Origin of the sequence: Rhizobium leguminosarum bv. viciae USDA 2370 (assembly GCF_002008365.1) — a bacterium.
Classification (GTDB): Bacteria; Pseudomonadota; Alphaproteobacteria; order Rhizobiales; family Rhizobiaceae; genus Rhizobium; species Rhizobium leguminosarum.
Genome location: NZ_MRDL01000043.1, coordinates 17,137 through 40,723 on the forward strand (window position 1 = coordinate 17,137; position 23,587 = coordinate 40,723).

Sequence of the window (23,587 nt, forward strand, 5' to 3'; positions counted from 1 at the left end):
CATCTGACACACAATCGTTCCCTACTGACGAAGGAATGGTACAAAGTTCCGATATCTATCGATTGCCCGGGCTGCGGCGCACAGACCCGGTCCGCCGGCATTGTTGTCGGACCATCGAGCCTCGTCAACGCTGCCGACGGCTCTGAGAACGATGTTCTGAAGCGGCCATGGACACCGCTTGATGCCTTCGCATTCGTCGAGTCGCTCGGTGGTCGAACTAAGAATGTCGGGCAGTTCATCGTCGACCGCTTTCACAGCGCGTTCGAGTTCAGGAACGATCGCTTGCTGTCGATCTGCGAGCATTGCGGGGAAAATCTCTCACCCGCCACTACCCGCTCTGTCGCCATGAACGGCTTCGTCCGCCTTGGACAGAGACGTCTGCTGGTCAACGAACGGATGCTGCTCTTCGCATCGCACGTTGTGTTGACGGAATTCCATGGCGGCACGTCAATCGAGGAAAGCGACCTGCCGCATCCAGATTACGCGCTCATGCTGATTTGCGATGCGGAAAGCGCAGGCGGCGAAACCGGTACCGTCGAACTGTGGCACAGCATCGCGCGTAATGACTACGCCATCACTGTGAAAGGTCACGAAGGTCGGGAGATCTTCTGTGACACCCTCCATGATGACCTCGCGGTCTTAGTGGCCACTATTTCCAATCTCGGACTGGTCCTGACGCAGCTCCACCTGGCACAGCCATCATCACCCTACTGCCGGCTTGCCCGTGATCTCTTTCTCGAAACCCTTGCCCATGCCGGATATCGGCAGGAAAATTAGAAAGCAACACGATGCGGATTTCCAAAACGCGATCGGGATCTTTGGCGATAGTGATCCTGTTGTCCGGATGTGGCGACCTGACACACCCACCGCGACCGCTGCCCCCAGTCCCATTTGCTTACCTCAGCCTCACCGCTTGCAGAGCCTATGCCAGCAATATCGTCGAGTGCCAGCTTGAGTATGGTACCCAGTTCGGACGCCAACGCCTCGGTCCTGTCCAGCAGACGGGTCTTAATATCAGTGGCGGTGACAGCCGCTATCAGGTCGCGTCCTGCTATCCGATCTCGAGGATCCAGAAGGAATTGCCCAATTTCGTGTGCCGAATCTATAGCTCCCAATCAGGAGTTCATACCGGTTCGGTGCTGATCAAAGGCGGCACAGCGGTGCGCCTAGCCCGCATTCTGGGCGATCGTGAACAGATCCAATATCGTTGGACGTCGGATAAATGGTCGCGGCTACACGACTGAATTTGCTAAGGAAACGAGCACTCCGCCATCGCTATTGCTGCCGACAATTATACCAGAGTGAAACTTTAAGGTTGATTTCCGTAACGGAATGCAGTTCAAAATCTTATACCGCAGTATAATTTTGGACTGGTTCGGCCATGGATCGCATCCCGTTTTCGCCCGTGAAGAGACCGCAAAAGGCATGGTCGCGAAGCGCGCTGTGGGTTGCTGGAATGTCAACCTTCCTGCTCACCGGTTTCGCTTCCGAGCCTCGCGACAGCGATCTGCCCTTCTATTCGGGAACGCCTGCTCACGCCGTTGGGCCTGGCGGTATCACGACTGAGAAGGTGGGGAGAGTGGCAGCCCGGTTGAACCCAATCGTCGCGTCACGTCTGGTCGTTGCAGCCAAGCAGCCGCCACAGCCGACAATCGATTGGGTCAGCTTCAGTCAGCGCTTTGACGCGTCGAAAGATGGACATCCGATTGGACCCGGCGTTCTTTCGTTGGACACGGTTGAAGAGTTTGAAAACAGTCGCGCGGAATTGCAGGGAGAAACGGCTGATAGCGCGCGCCGCGAACGCACCGTGCATTCGCCAATCCCCGTCTTCTCCTTTGATCCGACGCCGTCCCCTCACATCGTCGATCCGCCGGCCGCGTTAAAAGCTGATGCCGACCCGGGGTCGATACAGCCCAGACCCGATCTCCTTTCCGGCATTCCTGAAGAATATGCAAAACTCGCATTGGCGAGCGCCGCTGCAGAGGAAGTTGACCCGAACTGGGTGCTCTCGATCATGCGGGCCGAAAATGCGAGCTACGATCCACGCCTCGTCAGTCCAGCAGGTGCCGTCGGCTTGATGCAGGTGATGCCGCGGATCGGCGCAGCCTTCGGTGCGAATGATCTCACCGATCCCGAACAGAATATCCGGGCCGGCACTCGATTCCTCAGTGTTCTCATCGACAAGTATCGTAATCCGGTGCTTGTCGCCTCAGCCTATAACGCCGGTGAGCCTCGTGTCGATCTTCACCACTCCTTGCCGCTGATCCGGGAAACCGCGGATTACGTCACGCGTGTCGTCGGGTTCTACCTTGGCGCGGCGGCGACCTCTACGCGCCTACATGCCGGCCTGTCATTGCCGTCGCAGCCCGGCCCGAAGCGCCGGGCAGGAACTGCCGATCGCGCAAAATCGCCGATGCTTGTTTTTTCTGTAGCAGATCCGCTCACAGCGGCGAAGCGCTCCCCCCGGGAAGACGGACCGACCCACGTCGGCGGTCCGGTTAAAATCGTCAAGGAAGAGGTGCATTGATGAATCTGATCGCAGTGGCAGTCCTTTATGGCAGCGTCGCCTGGCGTTCAAGGACGAAGCGCAAATGGCTTGGCAATGCCGCAATGGTATTTGCGGCCAGCCTGATCCTGCTTGTCAGCCAGTTCGAGCCAGCTGCGGCGCAGAACCTCGATGCCTTGCAAAACGCTGCTGACCGGCTGGTGCAGTTCTTTACCGGCCCCTTCGGCCGCTCGGTCGGAGCGATCGCCTTCATCGGCATGTTTCTGGCCGCAGCCTTCGGTTACTGGTCCTGGGGCGCCCTGCTTCGGGTCGGGGGAAGCCTTGCCGGCATGTTCGCCGCCGCCGAACTTGTCGACTTCCTTGCTGGCAGTGGGTCGTGATCATGGCGACATCTAGCGGCAACACCGACGGCGGAGACGACTACATCGAATGCCATCCGGTCATTCTCGCTCTGACACGGCCGCCGACGGTCATGGGGATCCCTTACACATACTTTCTGGCGGAATGCTTCATCTCGCTGATGGTGTTCATGATCTTAGGCTCGATCCTCTGGTTCCCGGTCTCCTTCGTGATCCTTCACAGCATTCTCTATGTGCTGACGGTGAAGCTCGACCTGTGGTTTTTCGAGATCGTCGGCCGGCTCAGTATGTGCGGCGTCAATCCTCTGGGTCGACGGCTCGGCGGTGGAATCAGGACCTATGGGGCGTGATCGATGGGCACCATGGCGAGATCGTTGAAAGGCAGCTTGTCGAAAGGTTGGGAGATATTCGCCGACCGCAGCATATCGACACACGTCCCGTTCTATGCGCCGATCGAAAACGGCATTATCCGACTGAAGAACGACTGCCTGGTCTCCACTGTGCAATTGACCGGCTTTTCGTTTGAGACCGCCGATATCGAGACCATCAACATGCTGCAGCGGCAGCGCAACGCCGCGTTCCGCGCGATCTCGTCGATCGGCAATTTTGCGCTATACACCCACGTCGTCCGGCGCAAGGTCGCACCGTCGCTGCCATCGGCTTTCGCCGATCCCTTCATGCGGCGTCTCGACGACGTATATCAGTCGAGCATCTCCAGGAACGAGATGTTCGTCAACGACACCTACGTGTCCGTGGTTGTTCGGCCGCTGTTCAAGAAGGGGTCGGCGCTCTCCCGTGTCATGGGCTTCGGCGGCAATGTCGTGCGCAAGGAGCAGTTTCGTGCGATGCGCGACAGACTGGTCGAAGCAACAAGGGCTCTGGAAAAATCGCTTGCCGCCTACGGTCCGAAAGTCTTGCGCGACGTGCGGCGCGCCGAGGTCGATCTTGGCGACGGAAAGACGATCTACCGGACCATCTCCGACGACACGATGCTTGAGGAAGGCACGCGAACAATCTGGTTCTCGGAGCAATGCGAGTTCTTCTACACGTTGCTGAACGGCGGCCGGGTCCGGCCGATCCGTCTCGGCAATATCCCGATCGACGAGATGCTGCCGGCGCGACGGACGTCGATCGGCAATCGGATCATCCATCTGCAGGGCGATACGGTGGGCGACGACCGTTATGCGGCGATGGTATCTCTGAAGGAATATCCGCCGGAGACCGGCGCAGGCATGCTCGACTACATCCTCAGGCTGCCTTTCGAGATGGTGCTGACCCAGTCGATGTCGTTCATCGACGACATGGCTGCCCGCAGCCGCATCGAAAGGCTCGATCGGCAGATGTCGAAAGCCGACGAGGGCGGCTCCAGCGTCCAGGCCAATCTCGACATCGCCCGGGATGAACTGGCCCGCAAACGCGTTGCCTTTACCGAGCATCATCTCACGGTCATGCCGATTGCCAGGACGACGGCGCAGGTTGATGATGCTGTGGCGCTGATCGGGAATGAGCTCGGCGCGCTTGGCGCCTCCTATGTTCGGGAAGATCTAAATGCCGAGCCGGCCTATTGGGCACAGCTCCCCGGCAACCAGGCCTATATCGCACGCCGCGCTTTGATTTCGACGCTGAACTGCGCGGGCTTGAGCAGTTTTCACGCCTATCCCTATGGCAAGCCGGACGGAAACCACTGGGGTCCGGCAATCACCATTTTCGAGACGACCTCCGGCACACCCTTCTTTTTCAACTTCCACCAGGGAGACGTCGGGCACACGACGGTGTTCGGACCGACGGGTTCGGGCAAGACCGTTATCATGGCTTTCCTGATTCTGCAGGCCTACCGCGTCAGCCCGCGACTGAAGACGATCGTCTTCGACAAGGACCGTGGCCTCGACATCATGGTGCGCGCGGCGGGCGGCCGATACATGACGCTCGAGCCCGGCGCACCGTCAGGGTGGAACCCGCTGCTGCTTGACGATACCGAGGAAAACCGCGTTTTCCTGTACGGGCTGTTGAGCTTCATGCTGAAGCCGTCAAAGGACGGCGAGAGCCTGACTCCGCAGGAAGAAGCGATCATTCGCAACGCGATCAAGTCCGTGCTCAAGACGAAGGACAGATCATATCGCCGGCTCTCTTCCTTGCGTGCCCTCTTGGCCGGAAGCGAGAGGACCGAAGGCAGCCTGATCGCCAGACTCGACAAATGGGTCGACAAGGGACCCTATGCCTGGCTCTTCGACAATGCCGACGACGACCTCCACATTTCCAGGCCACTGATCGGTTTCGACATGACGTCGATCCTCGACGATCCGACGGTGCGCACCGCGGCCCTCCTCTACATGTTCCACCGGCTGGACGAGATCTATGACGGCAAGGCGCCGATCATCAATCTGATGGACGAAGCCTGGAAGCTGCTCGACGACGACGAGTTCAAGCGCACCATGAAGGACTATTTCAAGGCCATCCGGAAACGGAACGGTCTGGTGATCTTCGGCACGCAATCGGCCGACGACGTCGTGCAATCCAGTGTCAGCCGCACGATCATCGAGCAGACATCGACCAACATCTTTTTCGCCAATCCGAAGGCCGATGAGCACTCTTACATGGAGCATTTTGGCCTCTCCAGGGCCGAATTCGAATGGGTCAAGAACGGTGACCCGAGCTCGCGGTTCATGCTGATCAAGCAGGCGAAGAGCAGCGTGATTGCGCGCGTCGACATGTCCCACATGCCGGAGTTCATCAAGGTCATGTCCGGCCGGGAGGAGACCGTTCGCGAGGTCGAGATGCTGCTCGACGAATATGGAGACGATCCGAAGAACTGGCTGTCGAGATTTTGCGACTGGGAGGGAGAAGCGTCCGATGACCAACGCAAGACTTCCTGAGCTGGCGACGGCCGCCGTGCTGGCGCTGGCGACAGTGATGACCCCTGCGGCCACCCGCGCTCAGGTTCCAGTCATCGACAATGCCCGCCAGAAGATCCAGCAGGCGACCTTGAACTGGTACCAGAGCTATCAGGCTGATACTCGCAAACTGAAAGGCGCCTCGGGCGGTACGACTGACAGCGTAGCGCCCGGTCAGGGCTCCGGCGCACCCGCCGATTGCTCGGCAGACGGCATGGGCGGCGACACGGCACCGGCGGCGCCATCGCAGCGGACGCCGAGCCAGCAGGAAGTCGCCCGTATGGTCGAGGACGAGGCGACCCGCCAAGGTGTCGATCCCAATTTCGCGCTCGCCATTGCCGAACAGGAATCGCGTTTCCGACAGTCCGCGCGCTCGGCGGTCGGCGCCACCGGTGTCATGCAGCTGATGCCAGGAACCGCAGCTCAGCTGGGCGTCAATCCCTACGATACGCGCGATAATATCCGCGGGGGCGTCAAATACATCAAGCAACTCCAGGGAATGTTCGGCAGTCGCTACGACCTGATCTCCGCCGGCTACAATGCCGGGCCATATCGCCAGTCGCTGCAGAATGGTCAGATCCCGAACATTCCTGAAACCCAGGATTATGTCAAAAAGGTCTCCGCCTACTACGGCCGCAACAAGGCGCAGAATGGCGACCGAACCCCACCAGCTGGCGACAACACCGAGCCCGAAAGCGCGAGCTACGGGAACGGTTGCGGTGAGCAGCTGAAAAAGGCTGTCGACCGCAATACGCAGGCGCAGGTCGAGCGCGGATCGGTCTGGAATGATCTGCTTGGGAATTCGATTGAAGCGAACCAACAATATCTGCTGCGCCTGCAGGCCGGGCTGCAATCGTCGTCGGCGAACTTACGCGGCTCCGGTGGCGGCAATTCGAAAGATTTCGACGGTTCGCTCGTGATGGCGCAGATCCAATGCCCATCGACGATCGTCGACACCGGCAGCACCCGCTGCTTTGCCGTGCCGTCGACCGCCACGACCGAGCAGATCCAGCGCTGGCTCGATGACCTGCAGGAACAGGCACGCGCCAATGGCACCATCGCGACCTTTTCGGTGATGCAGGATCCCGTATTGGGCCTGGTGACGGTCGTCGACGCCAGAGCGACAGCAAACTGAAAGGACAGGAGAGGTTAGGCACATGAAGAAATTTGTCGTAGCGGCAGCCCTTGGCATCGTCGCCGTCTCGCATGCTGACGCGCAGGTTCCCGTCAAGGATTCGGAGAACATTTCGCTCAGCGAGGACATCAAGAAACTGTCGTCGCAAATTCAGCAGGACACCTCGGTCGTCAAGGACAACACGACGAAGACCTTGCAGGCGATCACCGGCGATCGCAGTCAGGATGCCAGCCAGTTCGCCAAACTTGCGACCGGCAATGGCTTCAGCATGGGGCAGGCGCCGGACTTCGGATCGATCCTGTCGGGAAATCAGGCCGTGTTCGGCGGCATTAGCGGTCAGTTTCAGAATACGGCCGCCAAACTGATTAACGGCCTCAACCTGGTGAAGATGGTGGTCGATACCGTCAAGGGCGGGGAGCTCTCAGGCGCCAACCAGGCCTATTCGCAAGGGGTCAATGCCTTGACGACGATGACGGCGCTGACGGATGCGATGAACAGCGCAACGAAGGATCGGCAAAACTCGTTCATGCAGGCGACCGAGAAGATCGGCACGGCTCAGGATCTGAAGGGTGCGCTCGAACAGAACACCCAGATGGTGCTGCAAGGCAACCAGACCGCAAACGAAGCCGTTGGCTCCCTCAACAACCAAGTCATGCTGCTGAACCAGCAATACAAGGCGGCGCTCGCCACTTCATCGCAGAACCTCAAAACCTTCGCGCCGCTTCCCGACAGTGTCATGCGGGATGGAGGCTTGGAGCAACAGGGGGCCTCGGTTCGCGATCAGTTGAAGGCATTCGAGGAGCAGGAGCAGGAGCAGTGAGGCTGGCCCTGATCCTGGCATTTTGTTGCGCGGCTCTCAGTGGCTGCGGCGGCAAATACGAACAGTTGGCGAAATGCTCGGCCGACGAACACCCCGTGCCGGCGCCCGGCTACGATAGTGCCCCGCAACCAGCGCCGCCGGAACAGGCGCTGGCGAGAGTGGTCAAAGATGATTGCGGCCCGATGCGGCCTGTCAATTAGGATGCGAAATGGATCCAGTCAGCTACGCGATCAATTTCTATGGCGACGCGCTCAGATATTTCGACAAGATCAACGAAGCCTCCCTCGAACGGGCGTGGGGCCTGTTTGCTGAAAATAGCAATCTTGTCTCAGCCATCCTGGCGATCTTCCTGATCCTCTACTTCCTTTGGGGTGCACTCGGACTGTCGAGCGTATCCCTGCAGGACATGGCGGTTACGGCCTTCAAGATCGCGCTCGCCTGTGCACTGATCATGTCCTGGGCCACTTTCTACGACAGTATCGGCCAGTTCGTATTGTCCTCGCCACAGGATCTCGGCTCGGCTATTTCCTCGGCAATGGGCGGGCAGTCGGCTGGGTCCGATCTTGCCCAGCAAGTCGCCAGCATGGCGCGCAAGGTCTACGACTTCGCCATGCAGCTCTTCAATTCCTATGAATCCGGCTGGCTGCCGAATGTCACCGGCGCTGTGGTCGTGTTCATTGTGCTGGTGTTCGGGCTGCTGCCGATGCTGCTAATCCTTACCGGCGTCACGCTGTTTGCCAAGATGATCACCGCCGTCATGCTGGCGATCGGCCCGATCGCCATCCTCTGCTACTTTTTCGGCATCACGCGATTTGTCTTCGACGCATGGGTGAGGGGCGTCGCCTACGGCATGTTCATGCTGCTCTTCACCTACATCATGGCCGGCCTGTCGTTCGGTTTTCTAATCGGCATGATGGACACGATCAACGGCGACATGGCGACCAAGGAAAACGCATTGGCGATCGTGCTCGCCATGGTGCTCTACCTGGCGCTGATCTCCTATTTCATTTTTCAGGTGCCGGATTTCGCCAGAACCTTTTCCTACGGCACGGCAATTTCGGGCGCGCCGGGTGGAGGCGGTGTCGATACCGGTTACAGCGCCGCGCGCAGAACACTTGCATCCAGCAATTCGAGGGCCGGGCAGGCGGGGGCCGTCGCGCTTGGCATGCTGACTGGTCCGAGAGGCGCCGTGACGGCGGCAGCACTTGCCGGCCGCGGCAGTGTGGCCGGCGTCGGGACGCTCGGCAGGATGCTCACCAATCGCCGCCGCAACAGCGAGTGAACGAGACATCGATATTCGAGGGTAACACTTGGCATTGTTCAGAAGACAGATAACACCTGCGCCGACCGATCATGTCCCCGGGCCGCAGGAAATCTATGACCGGCACTTGTCCTGGGGCGAGAAGAACCGCTCGCTTCGGACCTTGATCGGTCTCATCCTGCTTGCCTTCGCGGTGGCCGGCTGGGCCATCGCCGGGATGCTCTCGTATTCGGTGGCGCAACTCTTCCCGCTTGTCCGCACCGAGGTTGTGCCCCTGATCGTGGACAAGAACACGGGCTACATGGAAACCGTGACGACGCTCGACAAAGATCGGTCGAGCGTCTCGGAGATCCAGGCGGTTCGCGCGTCGTTCGTCGGCAATTACGTCATCCGCCGCGAGACCTACGATCCCCGCTATCTCTCGGACAACTTCGACATGATCGCGCTGTGGTCGGAACCGAACTCCGAGGCCTTCAAAGAATATGAGGCGTGGATGAACCCGAGCAACCCGCGAGGGCCGGTGAAGACACTGGGTGCCACCGGCGACATCCATCCGGAGATCCTGTCGGTCAATCCTCTCAATGCCTCGACCATGGCGGTCCGATTTGAGACACGGGAACGCCAACGCGGTGGCGACGTCGTCAATCGCTGGTCTGCGACAGTGCGCTACCGGCAGATCAATCTTCCCGCCAGCAACCGAGTTCGTCTGTACAATCCGCTCGGCTTTGTCGTCACCGAATATGCAAGGGTTCCGGAAACCATGCCGTCGGGGCCCGCCCAATGATGAAACGGATGGCGGCGCTTTCATTCTTACTGCTGCTGGGAACCACGGTCGGGCATGCCGAACTGGTTGCACGTCCGGGAAGGCTCGATCCTCGAGTGCGCTCGCTACCCTATTCGGCTGAACAGGTTTTCCTGGTGACCGGCACCTACGGTATGGTGACGACGATCCTCTTCGGCACGGACGAAGAGATCACCCAGGTCGTTGCCGGCGACACCGTCTCCTGGCAGATTCTGACCTCGGCCGACCGGCGTTCCCTGACCTTGAAGCCAATGGAAAAGGACGCTTCGACCAATCTCTCCGTCGTGACCACCAGGCGGACCTACTCCTTCGATCTGCGGGTCAATGACAGCAAGGCGATCCAGAACCAAACCTTTAAGTTGCAGTTCACCTATCCCGAAGATGCCGGTCTGAAGGGGACGGCTGAACTCTGGAAGCAGGCGCAGGATGCTGCCGGCAATTCGAACCTCAAGAACATCCGCCGCGACAAGGTCAACTACGACTATGGCTTCAAGGGAAGCGATGCGGCAAAGCCGCTCTGGGTATTTGACGATGGCCTGAAGACCTTCATGAAATTCACCGGCGACATTCCGGCGATCTTCATCGTCGACCGGAAACGCCGCGAGAGCCTCGTGAACTACCGCCGCGAGGCCGACTATATCGTCATCGACAGCGTCTCGCGGCAGTGGTCGCTGCGCTATGGCACCGAGGACGAGACCTGCTTGTTCAATTTGCGGACTGTTCCCGCTGATCTACCGGCGCCGATCGAAGGTGCGGTGGCGCCGAGGCGGATTGGTGCCGGCAGTACCTTGCAACAAGCTCAACATTAGGAAAGCGCGCCATGTCGGATCCAAACTATCATTCGCTCGACACTGACAGCGCAATTGGTGGGCCGGTCCGGCGGAGCGGCGTCGGTCTCATGCGGCCGATCGCGGTCATAGCGGCCATCGCCGGCGTGGGCGTCGTCCTTTATTTTCTGCTTGCCGGCGGCGAGCAGCAGCCGGCGATCGACACGACGCCGCGCGAGGAGTTTCGTCCGGTCCAGACACCGAGGAACGAAGGGTTCAGAACGCCGGCCCCGCCTCCTTTGCCGACGGTCGTCGTTCCGGAAGCGCCGCCGCCACCTCCTCCGCCGCCGCCAGCGCCCGTCGTTCCGGCGGCTGCTCGCGTTTTGCCGCCGGCCGAGGTCGACTGCACCAGAGGCAAGAACCCGGACAATCCCCGCTGCATCGAGCTCGCGCGGCAAGCCAAGCTGCTGGAGCGTGTTCGCTCCTCCGCCATCGTCTTCGACCAATCGGACCAGAGAAACGGCGCGCCACGGGCCTCGACCGACGTCACGGGTGCGGGACTGTTCGGCGCCAGCGATCCGGCCGGGGCGCAAACGGCAGCAGCGTCAAACGGCGGCGGCGCGGTCGACAGTGATCGTGCTTTCCTGAAGGCGATGGGCGGGCAGGGTGTGGACGTTTCGGTGGCAGCCGAGAACCGCCGCACGGACGCCTGGATCCCGCAGGGCACGATGATCCGCGGCACGCTGGAGACGGCGATCAACTCAGACCTCGCCGGCATGGTGAAGGGGATTGTACGGGAAGACGTCTATTCGTTCGACGGCCGGCGCATCCTCATACCGGCAGGCTCGTCCCTAATCGGCGATTATAAATCCGGCGTCGAGCGGGGGCAGGAGCGGATCCTGATTGTCTGGACACGGATGATCCGCGGAGACGGCGTTTCGGTGCAGCTCGGCTCCTATGGCACCGATCGGCTTGGGCGCTCGGGCATGACGGGTGTCGTCGACCGAAAGTACTGGGAACGGTTCGGACCACCAGCGATGATGACCCTGATCGGTGGCGCCACCCAATACATCGCCCAGCTTGGTCAGAAGCAGGATCGCAATATCACCATTATCAACGACAATGGCAGCGTCACCAGCATCCCGCAGGACGGTGGCGAAACGTCGCAGGACCGTGCCCGCGAAATTGCCGCCGAGACGATTGCCTCCGGCATCCAGCAGCTGGCGTCAGAAGCGTTCCAGGACAGCCGCAATATCCGGCCGACGATTCATATCCCGCAAGGCTCCGACATCAATGTCTTCGTAACACGCGACCTCGACTTCGCCGGGCTTTATCCGGATCCGGTCCGCGAAGAGTTTGAGAGACTGCGCAGAAGGAAGCTTGGCAAATGAATGCACGTCCAGCAATTTCTGCTGAGCAGCACTTTCTATCTGAGGCGATCGAGCCGATCCGGCCGTTCCTCGACGATCCCGGCGTGGTCGAGATCTCCTGCCAGCGCAGCAATGAGATCTGGCTCGAGCGTATCGGCCAACTCAGCATGGTGAGGCAGCAAGTCGACGGCCTCGACCAGGAATCAATCCGCCATATGGCCTCGCGCGCCGCCTCGTTCACCAGGCAAACCGTCAATGCCCAACATCCGCTCCTGTCGGCGACGCTCGTCAATGGCGAGCGCGTGCAGTTCGTGCTGAACCCGACCTCGGCAACCGGCCATGCCTTCTCCATCCGCAAGCAGTTCATCCGCCGTTTCGATTTGACCGACTATGAGAAGGCTGGCGCTTTCCGCTTCACCAAGGTGACGGGGGACGACTATATTGACGACGTCGATGTCGAGCTGTCGCGGCTGCTGCGGGCCGGCAAGGTTCGAGCCTTCCTGGAGCTCGCGGCGATCAATCACCGCAGCATGCTAATTTCGGGCGGCACCTCCACCGGCAAGACGACCTTTCTGAATACGATGCTCACCGCCATTCCGAACCATGAGCGGTTCATCCTCATGCAGGACACAGCCGAACTGGAGCCGAGCCAAGAAAATGTCGTGTCGCTGCTGGTCTCGAAGGGCGGCCAGGGCGAGGCGAGGGTGACGATGGGTGATCTGCTCGCCACGGCGCTCCGTCTCAGACCGGATCGGATCTTCATGGGCGAGCTGCGCGGCGACGAGGCCTTCGACTTCCTCAATGCGATCAATACCGGGCATCCCGGTTCAATGTCGACGATCCATGCAAACTCGCCGCACCACGCCTTCAACCGACTGTCGACGCTGGTACTCAACAGCAATGTGCGCATGGAGCGCGACGACATCATTCGATACATCCGCTCGATCATCCCGATCGTGGTCCAGTTGAAGAAGAGCGATGCCGCCGGCGGTCGGGGCGTCAGCGAGATCTACTTTGCCGATGAGGTGGACGAAAATGGCAAGCGTATCCACGCACACAGAGACTGACCGACCGAAATGGACGGGCCTGCAGCGGGCATCGTTGTTCACATTGCCGATCGCACTGTTCGGAATCGTTCTCCTGTGGCTCGCCTTCTTCACGCTGATCTATGACGCCTACATCACCTCGTTCGGATCTTCGTCCTACTTCGATTATGTGGGACAGGCGCGCCTGATCGACGCCGTCCACTATACTTGGTCTATCGTCCGTGTCCGCAACACGGTCGGACTTTCGCTGCTGGCCTTCGTGCTTGCCTTGCCGTTCCTGTTTTTTCTGCTCTGCCTCTGGATGCTGAAAGGCGGCAGGGCGCTGTCGCGCAAGATCCTCTACCTCCTGCATGTCCGGTCGATGTTTAGTCTGATTGCCCATACGGCTCTCATCTTCGCCGCCGCCTATGCCGGCGTCATCGTCTATGGCGTAGCCTTTTATCTCGTTGCCACAAAGGCGGGTGAGCATGCCGAGATTGCCAGCTACTATGGCAATCATCTGGCCGCGATGTATCAGGCGCCGTTCGGCGCAATTGATGCAGCCGGCGGCTATCAGAAGCCATCCCGGCAGACGGTGCTTGCCGCACTCGCGGGTCTCGCTGCCGCCGGTACCATCGTCGGATTTCCGATCGGCGCGGCAATCCAGAAGCGTCAGCGGATGATCATGGGTAAAGCGCGGCTGGCGACCTTGAAGGACGCCGCTGATTTTCGGCTGCGCGACAAGCACGGCATCGTCCTTGGGCTGAAGCAAGGCCTGCTTCTGCGCAACGACGGCGACCAGCATGTCATGGTGATCGGTTCGCCGGGGCAGGGCAAATCGCGCGGCTTCGTCATCCCGACGATGATGAGCTTTCAGGGATCGCAGGCCGTCCTCGACATGAGCGGCGAGCTGTTCGAGGAGACTTCGGGCTACCTGAAAGACAGGGGATACGAGGTTTTCCTGCTGGCGCCCGGCTCGAAATTCACCGACGGCTACAATCCCCTCGACCTGATCAGTGACGAGCCGAACCAGCGGATCACCGACCTGCAGAAGTTGACGCAGATGCTGTTGCCGGAGCGGCTGCGATCGGATTCCTCCGACTTCTGGGAGGAAAGCGCCAGGATCCTGTTGACGGCGATGCTCGCGTTTGTGCTCGAATGCCCGGATACGCGCAAGTCACTCAGCGAGCTCTATCGCATCCTCAACTCGATGTCGGACGAGCGCAAGGCGATCATCCAGTTATTGGAAAACTACGAGCCGGTTCTCTCCGACCAGACCCGTATGCAGCTGACCAAATTCGCCGGCCGCCATGAAAAGCTCGGGGAGGGGATTGCGGCTGAGATCGTCGCCAAACTCAACTTTCTGCAGAACCCATTGGTGGAAGCGCTGACCTCGATCACCACCATTCCGATCGGCACCATCAGAAAGCGTAAGCTCGCAATCTATATCCAGGCGGACTGGAACGCCATGCAGATTTATGAGCGGCTGATCTCGATATTCATCCAGCAGATGGCCGACAAGCTCGTGCAGATGGGACCGTTGCGCAACGGTGAGCATGAAGTGCTGATGATGCTCGACGAGTTCGGCAATGGCGGTCGGATCGATACGGTGCTGACGCTCGCTCCGCTTATTCGCAAGAATGGCGTCCGTTTCGTGTTCATCCTCCAGGACGGCGCCCAGCTCGAACGGTTGTATCAGCGCTCGGGCCAGAAGATCCTGATGGGCGCGTCGACGATCAAGCTGTTCATGAATTTTCAGAACCAGGAAGATGCGACGGCAGTCTCGATGGCTGCCGGCAAGACGACGGAGTGGGTCGAGCAATCGTCCTATTCGCATCGTCACGGCCGAAGGCAGCGGTCGATCTCGAAGGTGCCTGTCTCTGTCGATCTCCTTCCCGTCAATACGCTGATGATGATGAAGCCGGAAGAGGCGATCCTGCAGGTCACCGGCATGCCGCTGATGCGCATTATGAAGCTAGATTCCGGCGGTGAGCGGATGTTCTCGAAAGTGCGAAAGTTCAAGCCGGTGAAAAGGCCATGCATTCAGCCAGTTGAATGGACGATCGACGACGGCAAGTCCGCTCCGGCGGCCCCGGCCTCGTCAGGCGCTGACATTGATGTCGTGCGCTTCGTCGTCAAGGATGGTGTCCGCCAGGTCTACATTTCCTCTCTCGACGAGCTGCGTCATCGCCTGGATCTCGACGAGACGCGCGAGGCCGGTGCGACGGAGGAGGAGGTACGGGCAGAAAAGCAGAAGCAGCCGGGAGGCCAGCGAAAGGGAGATCCGGCGAACGGAAAACGAAAGCGCGGCATGCCGAAAACTTCTGGTGCCGCTCGCGAGAGTGACATCGATCTCGATATCGACGAGGAGAAGCTCAGCCGCAATGTCTATTCGGGCTCACCGGCACATCGGAGCGCTCGAGCCAAACAGGCCAATGGTCCATCGAAGCAAATCAGTCCTCGGCCGGTGGCGCCTGTTCTTCAGCGGCAGGAGGTCAGAGACGTATTCGGGGTCGATCTTACCGCGTTGAACGAGGTGATCTTCCAGCAGGCCGAAGAGAATGCACTTGAGCCGGTCGAGCTCAACGCGGATGTCGAGCTCTTGATAGAGAGCCTGTCGGATCGGCTCACGGAGGACAGCTCGAGAGCCTACCTGCGCCAGTTCGCTAGCTTGGTGCGGGATCCGCTGGGCGAGGATCGGGAGCAATCTGGGACCGAGGCGCATGCTGAGTAGATGCGACGTACCCCGCAACGACGCAACACTGCGTCCCCATCTGCCAGGGAGAACGACACATAGGTGAGATCCGACATTTCTTACACCGCAATATTTCAGAAAGTGGTCATCTCGAACGAATTGTTGCTGCCGCCAAGGCTGACGCCGGCTTTTGGCTGATGGTGAAGGAGCGCGAGATGGAAAGGCAAGCGAACCGAGCCGAGGTTGGCCCAGAGGGCGATGGTGAGGATGCGATCGACAAGTCGGCCGGTGAGGCTGACGCCCACGATCACAGAACTGGCCGACGACCTCGTCTCGCGCATGTTCGGAACTTGCCCACCCGAGGTACTGGTGATCATCCAATAGGCGCTCCTCGATGCCGCGAGAGTCGAGCTGAGCGCTGTCCGGTGAAGGCCAATCAAACGCTGCGGAAAATTGGCGACCACAATTGATCTTCAGGTCAGGATGTCGTCATCGGATGTTGGCGGGGTATTTCTGGCCTGACGAACTTGATCGATCACCCAGTCTTGTAGCCGCTTGGCGGTGTCTGCGGCCTTCGCCTCCGCGAGGTCCTTGGGAAAAATGCCAAAGATCGGCCCGAGATGCTTCATGCGAGGCAGCGTCCTTTCCTTCGCCTCTCGGTATTCGTCGGTCTCCATCCCAAATGCTTCGACGATGAGGTTCACGGGCGGGGATCGTCGATACGACGCCTCCAATATGAAGTCCGGCCTGCACACACCAATGGGAGTGTCCAATGCGAATAGCGGCTTGATGATCTTGATGCGAAGATCCGGCGCGGCGTCGAAGAGAGCTTGCTGTAGCCAGAACAGCAGATGCGAAACGTCTCTTTCGAATCCCGATTCGACCGGAAAGAGCGTGTCGCCATTATAAACAGGCTGCGCATAGGCCTGGATCGCCCGCACAGGGCCTTCGTCATCCTCCTGAAAATCGACGTTCAGCAAAGTCAGGAACGGACCCCTCAGCGCGGGATCGCCCCGCAATGGCTGGCGGACCTTGCCGAGCACATCGATCTTGCGTGAGGACGATGCCGGCATGATCGTCTGCGCCGAAACGCTTTTCGAAAACACCAACATAAAGCCGGTTCGTCGAAGGTTCTCCGGCCAGTCCGGACGAGAGGTCCAGAGCAACCGCTGCCAACGGCTGGCCGGGTCCCAGTAATCCGCACCCCATGTCGACATCAGTGCGTTCAGTGTCCAGGTCCGCAGCACCCTGAGCTCCCTCGCGGCGGAACGCATCCTCGAGAGCTGACCTCCCAGCGCAAATTCGGGATGGTCCTGCAGTGGGGGTATGACGTTTGTACCCGCCCTGTCCAGCATCCGCCACAGGATGCCGCCAAGTCTGGAAGGACGGTCGTTTCGTTCCCTCGATCGGGTGGGATCATCGTCCGAGAGATCAGCAAGACGGTTGGGGATGGCCGGAAGGGCGTCGATATAGCTGCGCTTGGGTTTTGGCAGCGGGCGGATCTGATAGCGACGATCGAACAGCGCGGGAGCAGCGTCCTTGTCTACATGGAACGGGCACGTTTGCGCATGGTTTGGACGCTCTTCATGCCGGTGCGGGTCCGCCTCCTTCGGGGTCAGTCGTCGCAGCGTAAATGTACGCTCCTGTTGGATCGGTGCGAGCAAAGGCTGCAAGCCAGCGGCGAGGCAATCGCATTCAATCCAGCCGTCCATCACTTTGGAGCGTTTGATGACCGAAAGCGCAATAGCCTCATCTTCCTTGGATGCAGCGTTGCCATACCAGGCACGCAACGCGGTTGCCTCTCGGTCGGACAGGTCGGCAAGTGGATGCGCTGGACTGTTGCGAACGACGATCCGCATGCGAGACCTTCAATAACCGAGGAGCCAGAGCCGATAGCCGAGGTATCCCACACCGGCGGCGGCGCTTGCGGCGATGATCGTCTCTCCCCAAGCTCGGATGTTCCAAGCCCTGCCTTTGTCGATGCGCGAACCTTCGAGCACAGCCGAAAGGAAGGCATAGATCGGGATCATCATCGCGAAACCCAGCGTGAGGCTGTCTCGGATTACGATGCAGGCGAGGAGGAAAACAAATCCGAGAACCAGGGTCGCCACACAGAGCCGCCGCAAGTCAAATCGGTAGCCATGCTTTTTAAGCGACGTCATCGAGAGTCTCCTTCGAACTCAATTTCGAAAAATATAACTGCAGTATAAGTGATGAGCGAGCAGCGGCAAGGGACTCGAATCTATGGAGGGACTTGTCCATGAGGATTCGTGCCGATTGAAGACGGCGCCAACTAGCGGGCTCGGCGATCCCAGGAGGTTGCGACATCCTCTTGCGGGGCGTGATCGTCGCAGTGTAAGACGTGTAACGAAGTTGTGAACGCTTGGATGCAAGAGATAGGCAACAAAGGGTTTACGCTTGGTCATCGTGGTCTCTAGCCGGCGTCAGGCATTGGATGAGCAGTAGAATTTCGAACAAGTCCCGGACCAGCAGCTGCGGCAGCATCCTCTGTCGCCGGGATGAAACGTCTCATCGTGCCGTATCGAGCACATTTTCCGCCAGGGAAGGTGTTCTATGTCTCGTGTGAAAGACGATCCGTCCGGCAACGCAGTGGACGTTTCGGCATTGAAGGCGCTGTCGTTTCAAGAAAGGCTCGCGATCGGCCTGCGCCGATTGAAGGCCGAGCGGGGCTTGTCGAACAAGGATCTGGCCGAGCAGCTCGGTGTGTCGGAGGCCTATATGTCGCAAGTGACCCGCGCCATGCGTGACGTCAAGCTGTCGACCCTCGACAAGATGCAGCGCGAGTGGAACGTCATTATCGAGGATTTGCTCAGGGTCACCAAAGACGATCTCTCTCGGATAGAAGCGTTGAAAGCGCGCCGAGGGAAGAAAAAAGCTCCCGAGACCACGTCATGATTTTCCTGTCATAGCGCACGATCGGCCTGCGCGAATTTAGTGATCGAGGTTAAACCAGAACCTTTCCTTCACGCCTTGGTCGTTCGGGATATCGAAGAAATAGGGATCGGCTCGCCGCGGTCGCGGCGTGGCAACTTGCTGGATGCAGCCATCATGGCCGTTGCCGAAACTGCGCTCTATCGTCATACCTGACTGTCTCGTGTGGGCATTGCGCTCGATCGGTGATCGGCAGAAATCGACTGTTTTGATGCACTGGTCGGGCTCGCCGCGCCAGCCACCGTCGCCTTGCGAGCTATAGCCGACCGTCGTTCCGGCCGGGCAATCCTCGTAGTTTTCTCGCCCCGGCTTGCCTGCCTTGGCCTCATGGCAAATCGGCCAGGAAAATCCCGGTTCCTTCATCGCGGCAATGAGCTTTGTCATAGGTGGAACACAGTAGGCCACGCCGTGCCAGGACGGATTTTGCGATGCCGCACACAACAGAACCTGACATCCCCAGGAGGCGTCGTCGGCTTTTGCGCCGCTCGAAGGGACACTAAGGGCTATAGCTGTCAATGCGGCGACCATAATCAGGAATGGTTTCATAATTCGCCTCCGTTATCGACTATTGTATTTGCGCCTAGGTGCCGTCGATTCTCGCAAAGGAAAGCACGCCCGGTTGCGCCGAGCCGGCAAACGAGCCCGACGTTGTTGCGATGATGCCGGTGCAGGTGACGCCGGGGATTGCCGCGCGAGGCTTGCACTCCGAAATCCTGATCGACCGGCCCGACTTCGCGATCGCAGCGCTTGCCTCTTCGTTGTTGGAAGCGTCGACCGGCATTGGTTGTTGCGCCGCGTCCTTCAGCCCGGCGATCTCTTGTTCCAGGTTTGCGATATGGCCGCTTCGCACCAGCTCATTGATCGCGTATCCTCCCGCTATTCCACCAAGGAGGGCGATGGCGGCAGCAATCACCGCGGTATCGGGACGCTTGGCCATCGGGAACCTCAATACCCCTCGATGCCCAGTCGCTTGAGGACAGCAACCGGATCGGTCTCGCACTCCTTCTTCCAGTCCGCATGCTTGGCGCAGGCGTAAGCGTATTGGCTAAGGTCTGCCGATGACAGGTCGGCAAGCCTGTTGCCGATCGCTTTCCATCGCTGCACGGCCGCCGGATCGCAGCCGGCGCCGCCCGCGCCGCACAAGTTCGGATCGCGCTGTTCGCTCGGATTAGGCGTGGCGCCATCTTGCGCGCCGCTCGCGACCGGAGCGAGGACGAGCAGAATTGCCGCGACACCGAGGGAGCAAAAGATGCGATTCATTCAATCTCCTTACACGTCTTTGAGTTTACCGAGCCGCTTGGGTAACAGGCAAAGGCAGGGGCAGGCTCGTCTCGGCTTCTGGTGATTGGCCGTCCGACTCCTCTGCGGCCACAGTCGATGCGGTGTAAAGCCAAGGGGGAAGCAGGTCCGGTGACGACCAGACTCCAAAGCCCAGCCCCCTGGCTTTCCGCTCAATATCGAAATAGGCAGGGACTTGTGGCTCGTTGCGGTAGTTGAATGCGTAGCCGATACCCTCCGCAATTGCCGTTGCTGCCAGATTTGTTTCGCCGACAAAGCAATGGGCGATCAGGATCTTGTTGGTGTCGCGGCCAATTGGCGCGCAGTTGACGTTCTGCCCAAGTGTCCGGAGGATCATCCAGGCACGCGAAACCTGACCGGCGGGCCACTCCACGCCATCGTTCTTTGCGGTCTGCTCAAGGCGAGGGGCTTCATACCCAGCCAGGCGGACGATCTGTCGGCTCTTGACGAATTCGAACGTGGTCGCATCAACGACCTGAACCTTGCCGTAGATCTGACGCGGCACATCGGACGGGCGGCTTTGCGCAAGCAAAGCCGTCGGGACCATTGCGAGCCATAGTATCGAGGCAGCCGCAACTCTCATTGTTGTGCCCCCGCCTGTTGTTTGATAACGGAAACCGGATGCGGTAGGTCCGAATAGGACCAGAGTCCGGCGCGCGCCGAACGTGCACTTTCCTCCGCAACCCGGTAACCTGGAACAATCAGTCGCCCCGCGCTATCGACGGCGGCAAATCCCCAACCTTGCGCAATCATATAGGTTGCCAGATCGTACCGATGCTGACCAGCCGTCGTCTGGCATGCGACGACGGCGTTGTTCTGGTCCAGATTTTTGATGGTCGCGCAGACAGGCTTCGTGTCCCGGATCAATGCCTGCGCCATGATCAGATCCAGCTCTCCGCAGTCCCTGATAGCACCGCCTGAGACGGTGACATTGGTTCCTCGAAGACAAGACTGCAGGCCATAGAGCCGATAGCGTCGGCCACTAGAGATCCAGGTGTCGCCCGTCTCGAATTGTGCCTCCGTCGGAAACGGAACGAATTCGGGTTGGGCGCCACCAGCGTCAACGGCCGAGGGAATGTCGGTTTGCGATGCCTGAACAGGGACGACCGATGGCGAGAAATGCGGTTCGCGCACGACATTGCCGTGGGCGAGCATCGGCATGATTGTCGTGGCAGCATAGACACCGGAAGCTGTGATCGTGGAAATGAACATGAGAAGCCCGATCCGCATCAATTGGTCGACGGATTGACCGGATGGTAAGGATGGGTGAACTGGCCGTTTGCCCAGATTCCGGCCTGCTCACCGCGTGCGGTTTCCTCGGCTTGCAGGTATTCCGGGAACACAGGCCGACCGGCGCGGTCACGGGCAGCGAACGCCAAGCCCTTGCGGATGAGCGCCTCGGAGAGCGATAGAACCGCGCCATTGTCGACGAAAAAACATTCAGCAAAACGCACGGTCGGTCTGCCGAGATTTTGCGCGAAAACGTGGCAAGGGAATGCATCGCCGGCACCTGCCTTTGCCTCATCCAGCGTCGCAGTCATGCCGGCAAGCGAAATCATGGCACAGGTCGTCGGCATTCCGGCAAATTCCAGTGGCTCGGTCGACAGGCAGCCCTGGACGCCGGCCAGTTCGATGACGACGCCATCGGCGCCGAGAAAGGCGCTGCCGCTCAGCGCGGCTATTGGGCTAACTGTTTGCAGATCAAGCCGGGCCGCGATCGATGAGGTGTCTAGCGATATTTGCGGTCCGGGGATCAGGTCGCGGCCCTCTGCATAGGCGTTCTGATAATAGCGGACAAAATCCGAGACCGTGTCGGCCCGCGCGGCAGAGGGCAGGGCGATCAGGGCATTTAGAAGGGTGCAAAAGAGGAGGCGGTCGAACCGCCGTGCGCCATTGTTCATGCTCGCATCCGTCATCTGTTGATTATTTTGAGCATGCACGAAATTATACTGCAGTGCAAGTCTGGAAAATGTCCGAGGATTGCAGTATGTGTTGTCGGACACCGGAGACGTGCAGATGGAGAAAGGTAATGTCGGCGGCAAGAAAGGCGCTTAGGGTCGTTGTTTTTCCATTCCGAGCGGCATGGTTTCTGATGTTGATCGCGAATTTTCTGGCCGTCTCGGGCGTCTGCCTTCTCGTCGCGGCCTTCGTTGCATATGGCATCGCCCTGGCGTTTTCGTATGCCTTTCTGCCCGCAGAATGGACGCAGGCACTATGGCGATGGGCAGCGGATCTGTATGCCCAGTCTTCCTGGTTCAGAGCTGCCGCCCTCGCTTTCTTCACGCTACTTTTGTTGCCCATCCTCCGATTTTGGCCGGCGAGGGATTCGGTGGCGAATGCGGCGCGGGAGCGCGAGATCACACAGCTGAATGACGATTTGATCGCAGCGCGGCAGCAGGAACAGCTACGAGCCAGACTTCGCACCTGAAAGGAGAGGCTGCTGGCACGGTTGAGGGGCGCTGGACCCCACAACGTCCTTGTCGGCCGCCACTGCGATTGAACACAATCCGCAGCGCCGCCGATTTTTGATGCAAAGGATGAGGAATTTCATGGCAGTCAAACCACTTTCGCTTGCTATCTCAACGTTCAAAGGTGGTGCAGGAAAATCGACCTTGAATGTCAACCTTGCAGCGGAGTTCGCCCAACAGGGACACAGAACGCTGCTCATTGATTGCGATGAGCAGGAGTCATCGACACGCTGGTACAATGTCTCGATGAAGCGCGGCTTACTTCCGAGCGATGGCACGTTGCTGCATCTGCGAGTAGCTCCCGTCGATCGGTTTCGGGACCGGTTGGCTGAAGCGCCCGAGGCGGATATTCGCATCTACGACGTTGGCGGTTACGTCCACCAACGCGCAATCGAGGTCTATCACGAGTGCGACGCAGTCCTCATTCCGATTATCCCGGAACCGACCGCCGCGACATCAGCGATCAAGGTCGCGACCATTTTGAAGGAGATATCCAAAAAACGGCCCCAAGGACCGATCCCTTATGCGGCGATCTGGAACTACGTCGACATGATCGCTCTCAAGCACAATCGGTCGCTTCCGGAAGTTCACGCAATCCTGACCAGCGGTAAGATTCCCATGGTGGAGACGGTCATCCGCAAGAGCAATCATTTCAGCGACGTCGGAGCCGGCTTCGGTTCGCTCTATTCCAAGCTCGCCAGCATTGAGAACAACTCGTCGCTGACGCCATCGGCCAAGCGCCGGGCTAGCGAGAGCGTGCTCGATGCGATCGATCTCGTCAAGAAGATCAACAACGAATTCATCGGCCTCCTGCAGGCGGAGGCGGCTTAGAGAGATGGCGGGGGAAAGGACACCGGCCGGCAACATTCTAGCCCTTGCCCGGTCGAGAGAGAACCAGGCGAAGGAGGTGGAGGAAACTGCCACCTCCTACATGCCGACCAATATCGATCTTGAAACGCTGATGCCGGATGAGGCGGCTGGAGAGCAGAGTGAGAGCGTCACGCCCAACGTCGGTACACCGGAAGTCAACACCCCGGATAAGAATCAACGCCGCGAGCGACCGTCATCCAAGGGGGCCACGGCGGCAGGCGAAGCCACGAAACGCAAGCGCATCTCGCTGTATCTCGATGATGACGTGCTGACGAAAATCTTCCGGGTTTCGTTGGAACGCCACGAGCAACTGTCCTCAGCGACGCACCGGTTGATTGTCGAGGCTCTGAAGGCGAGGGGGCTGTAG

27 protein-coding genes are annotated in these 23,587 nt (G+C 59.5%); 18 read left to right on the forward strand and 9 right to left on the reverse strand.

The genetic code is table 11. The annotated features are described in order from the left end of the window. Positions 1-282 precede the first annotated feature (282 nt). The 14 genes from BS629_RS39890 (at position 283) to BS629_RS21590 (ending at position 15,670) form a co-directional block, all read left to right on the forward strand. Positions 283-777 carry a hypothetical protein gene (locus BS629_RS39890; RefSeq protein ID WP_240604636.1) on the forward strand — a complete coding sequence of 165 codons (495 nt, stop codon included), beginning with the start codon at positions 283-285 and terminating at the stop codon, positions 775-777. Between the two features lie 11 nt (positions 778-788). Further along, positions 789-1,244 (forward strand): hypothetical protein, encoded by a 456-nt coding sequence (locus tag BS629_RS38480; RefSeq protein WP_131618372.1) that lies wholly within the window; start codon positions 789-791, stop codon positions 1,242-1,244. Positions 1,245-1,456: 212 nt separating this feature from the next. Beyond that, complete coding sequence (locus tag BS629_RS21530; protein ID WP_077988458.1) at positions 1,457-2,527, forward strand: lytic transglycosylase domain-containing protein; 1,071 nt, start codon at positions 1,457-1,459, stop codon at positions 2,525-2,527. Further along, entirely contained in the window at positions 2,527-2,886 is a 360-nt protein-coding gene (locus tag BS629_RS21535) for a TrbC/VirB2 family protein (RefSeq protein ID WP_077988459.1), read from the forward strand. Before BS629_RS21530 ends, BS629_RS21535 begins: the two co-directional genes overlap by 1 nt. A gap of 2 nt (positions 2,887-2,888) precedes the next feature. After that, on the forward strand, positions 2,889-3,215 hold the full coding sequence (locus BS629_RS21540) for a VirB3 family type IV secretion system protein (protein ID WP_077988460.1): 327 nt from the start codon (positions 2,889-2,891) through the stop codon (positions 3,213-3,215). A 3-nt stretch (positions 3,216-3,218) separates the two neighbouring features. Further along, positions 3,219-5,738 carry a VirB4 family type IV secretion/conjugal transfer ATPase gene (locus BS629_RS21545; protein ID WP_077988461.1) on the forward strand — a complete coding sequence of 840 codons (2,520 nt, stop codon included), beginning with the start codon at positions 3,219-3,221 and terminating at the stop codon, positions 5,736-5,738. Beyond that, a complete protein-coding gene (locus BS629_RS21550; RefSeq protein WP_077988462.1) occupies positions 5,716-6,891 on the forward strand; it encodes a lytic transglycosylase domain-containing protein in 1,176 nt (391 codons plus the stop codon). The genes BS629_RS21545 and BS629_RS21550 overlap by 23 nt, the downstream gene beginning before the upstream one ends. 22 nt (positions 6,892-6,913) lie before the next feature. Further along, a complete protein-coding gene (locus tag BS629_RS21555) occupies positions 6,914-7,711 on the forward strand; it encodes a conjugal transfer protein (protein WP_077988463.1) in 798 nt (265 codons plus the stop codon). A gap of 208 nt (positions 7,712-7,919) precedes the next feature. Then, positions 7,920-8,993 carry a TrbL/VirB6 family protein gene (locus tag BS629_RS21565; protein WP_077988465.1) on the forward strand — a complete coding sequence of 358 codons (1,074 nt, stop codon included), beginning with the start codon at positions 7,920-7,922 and terminating at the stop codon, positions 8,991-8,993. A gap of 28 nt (positions 8,994-9,021) precedes the next feature. Beyond that, entirely contained in the window at positions 9,022-9,756 is a 735-nt protein-coding gene (locus tag BS629_RS21570) for a VirB8 family type IV secretion system protein (protein WP_077988466.1), read from the forward strand. A gap of 8 nt (positions 9,757-9,764) precedes the next feature. Beyond that, entirely contained in the window at positions 9,765-10,583 is an 819-nt protein-coding gene (locus BS629_RS21575) for a TrbG/VirB9 family P-type conjugative transfer protein (protein WP_245315101.1), read from the forward strand. Between the two features lie 11 nt (positions 10,584-10,594). Beyond that, positions 10,595-11,932 carry a type IV secretion system protein VirB10 gene (virB10, locus tag BS629_RS21580; protein WP_077988467.1) on the forward strand — a complete coding sequence of 446 codons (1,338 nt, stop codon included), beginning with the start codon at positions 10,595-10,597 and terminating at the stop codon, positions 11,930-11,932. Then, the gene (virB11, locus tag BS629_RS21585) at positions 11,929-12,978 is read left to right on the forward strand and encodes a P-type DNA transfer ATPase VirB11 (RefSeq protein WP_077988468.1); all 1,050 of its coding nucleotides are present in this window, start codon (positions 11,929-11,931) and stop codon (positions 12,976-12,978) included. Before virB10 ends, virB11 begins: the two co-directional genes overlap by 4 nt. Next, complete coding sequence (locus BS629_RS21590; protein ID WP_077988469.1) at positions 12,947-15,670, forward strand: type IV secretory system conjugative DNA transfer family protein; 2,724 nt, start codon at positions 12,947-12,949, stop codon at positions 15,668-15,670. The genes virB11 and BS629_RS21590 overlap by 32 nt, the downstream gene beginning before the upstream one ends. A 95-nt stretch (positions 15,671-15,765) precedes the next feature. Here the strand turns inward: BS629_RS21590 and BS629_RS38960 are convergent, their stop codons facing one another. The 3 genes from BS629_RS38960 to BS629_RS21605 form a co-directional block, all read right to left on the reverse strand. Next, positions 15,766-16,008: a hypothetical protein gene (locus BS629_RS38960; protein WP_158081461.1), complete on the reverse strand. Its 243-nt coding sequence runs from the start codon at positions 16,006-16,008 to the stop codon at positions 15,766-15,768. Positions 16,009-16,104: 96 nt separating this feature from the next. Continuing rightward, positions 16,105-17,490: a hypothetical protein gene (locus BS629_RS21600; protein WP_077988470.1), complete on the reverse strand. Its 1,386-nt coding sequence runs from the start codon at positions 17,488-17,490 to the stop codon at positions 16,105-16,107. A gap of 9 nt (positions 17,491-17,499) precedes the next feature. Further along, positions 17,500-17,793, reverse strand: a complete 294-nt coding sequence (locus BS629_RS21605; RefSeq protein ID WP_077988471.1) for a hypothetical protein — start codon at positions 17,791-17,793, stop codon at positions 17,500-17,502. 412 nt (positions 17,794-18,205) lie between these two features. Here BS629_RS21605 and BS629_RS21610 point away from each other — a divergent pair, with 412 nt between their 5' ends. After that, a complete protein-coding gene (locus BS629_RS21610; RefSeq protein WP_077988472.1) occupies positions 18,206-18,547 on the forward strand; it encodes a helix-turn-helix domain-containing protein in 342 nt (113 codons plus the stop codon). Between the two features lie 36 nt (positions 18,548-18,583). Here the strand turns inward: BS629_RS21610 and BS629_RS21615 are convergent, their stop codons facing one another. Genes BS629_RS21615 through BS629_RS21640 form a run of 6 tightly spaced genes read right to left on the reverse strand, consistent with a single transcriptional unit; the run spans position 18,584 to position 21,783 of the window. After that, the gene (locus BS629_RS21615) at positions 18,584-19,129 is read right to left on the reverse strand and encodes a hypothetical protein (RefSeq protein ID WP_077988473.1); all 546 of its coding nucleotides are present in this window, start codon (positions 19,127-19,129) and stop codon (positions 18,584-18,586) included. 34 nt (positions 19,130-19,163) lie between these two features. Further along, positions 19,164-19,520: a hypothetical protein gene (locus BS629_RS21620; protein ID WP_077988474.1), complete on the reverse strand. Its 357-nt coding sequence runs from the start codon at positions 19,518-19,520 to the stop codon at positions 19,164-19,166. Between the two features lie 8 nt (positions 19,521-19,528). Continuing rightward, entirely contained in the window at positions 19,529-19,843 is a 315-nt protein-coding gene (locus BS629_RS21625) for a hypothetical protein (protein WP_077988475.1), read from the reverse strand. 25 nt (positions 19,844-19,868) lie between these two features. Continuing rightward, positions 19,869-20,465 carry a thermonuclease family protein gene (locus tag BS629_RS21630; protein WP_077988476.1) on the reverse strand — a complete coding sequence of 199 codons (597 nt, stop codon included), beginning with the start codon at positions 20,463-20,465 and terminating at the stop codon, positions 19,869-19,871. Further along, positions 20,462-21,112, reverse strand: a complete 651-nt coding sequence (locus tag BS629_RS21635; protein WP_245315102.1) for a thermonuclease family protein — start codon at positions 21,110-21,112, stop codon at positions 20,462-20,464. Before BS629_RS21635 ends, BS629_RS21630 begins: the two co-directional genes overlap by 4 nt. Then, entirely contained in the window at positions 21,112-21,783 is a 672-nt protein-coding gene (locus tag BS629_RS21640) for a thermonuclease family protein (protein WP_077988490.1), read from the reverse strand. Before BS629_RS21640 ends, BS629_RS21635 begins: the two co-directional genes overlap by 1 nt. A gap of 128 nt (positions 21,784-21,911) precedes the next feature. Here BS629_RS21640 and BS629_RS21645 point away from each other — a divergent pair, with 128 nt between their 5' ends. The 3 genes from BS629_RS21645 to BS629_RS21655 all read left to right on the forward strand — a co-directional run bounded on the left by BS629_RS21645 (position 21,912) and on the right by BS629_RS21655 (position 23,587). Beyond that, positions 21,912-22,310, forward strand: coding sequence for a hypothetical protein (locus BS629_RS21645; protein ID WP_077988477.1), 399 nt, complete (start codon positions 21,912-21,914; stop codon positions 22,308-22,310). 121 nt (positions 22,311-22,431) lie between these two features. Then, positions 22,432-23,181, forward strand: a complete 750-nt coding sequence (locus tag BS629_RS21650; protein ID WP_183628493.1) for a ParA family protein — start codon at positions 22,432-22,434, stop codon at positions 23,179-23,181. A gap of 100 nt (positions 23,182-23,281) precedes the next feature. After that, positions 23,282-23,587: a hypothetical protein gene (locus BS629_RS21655; RefSeq protein ID WP_245315104.1), complete on the forward strand. Its 306-nt coding sequence runs from the start codon at positions 23,282-23,284 to the stop codon at positions 23,585-23,587.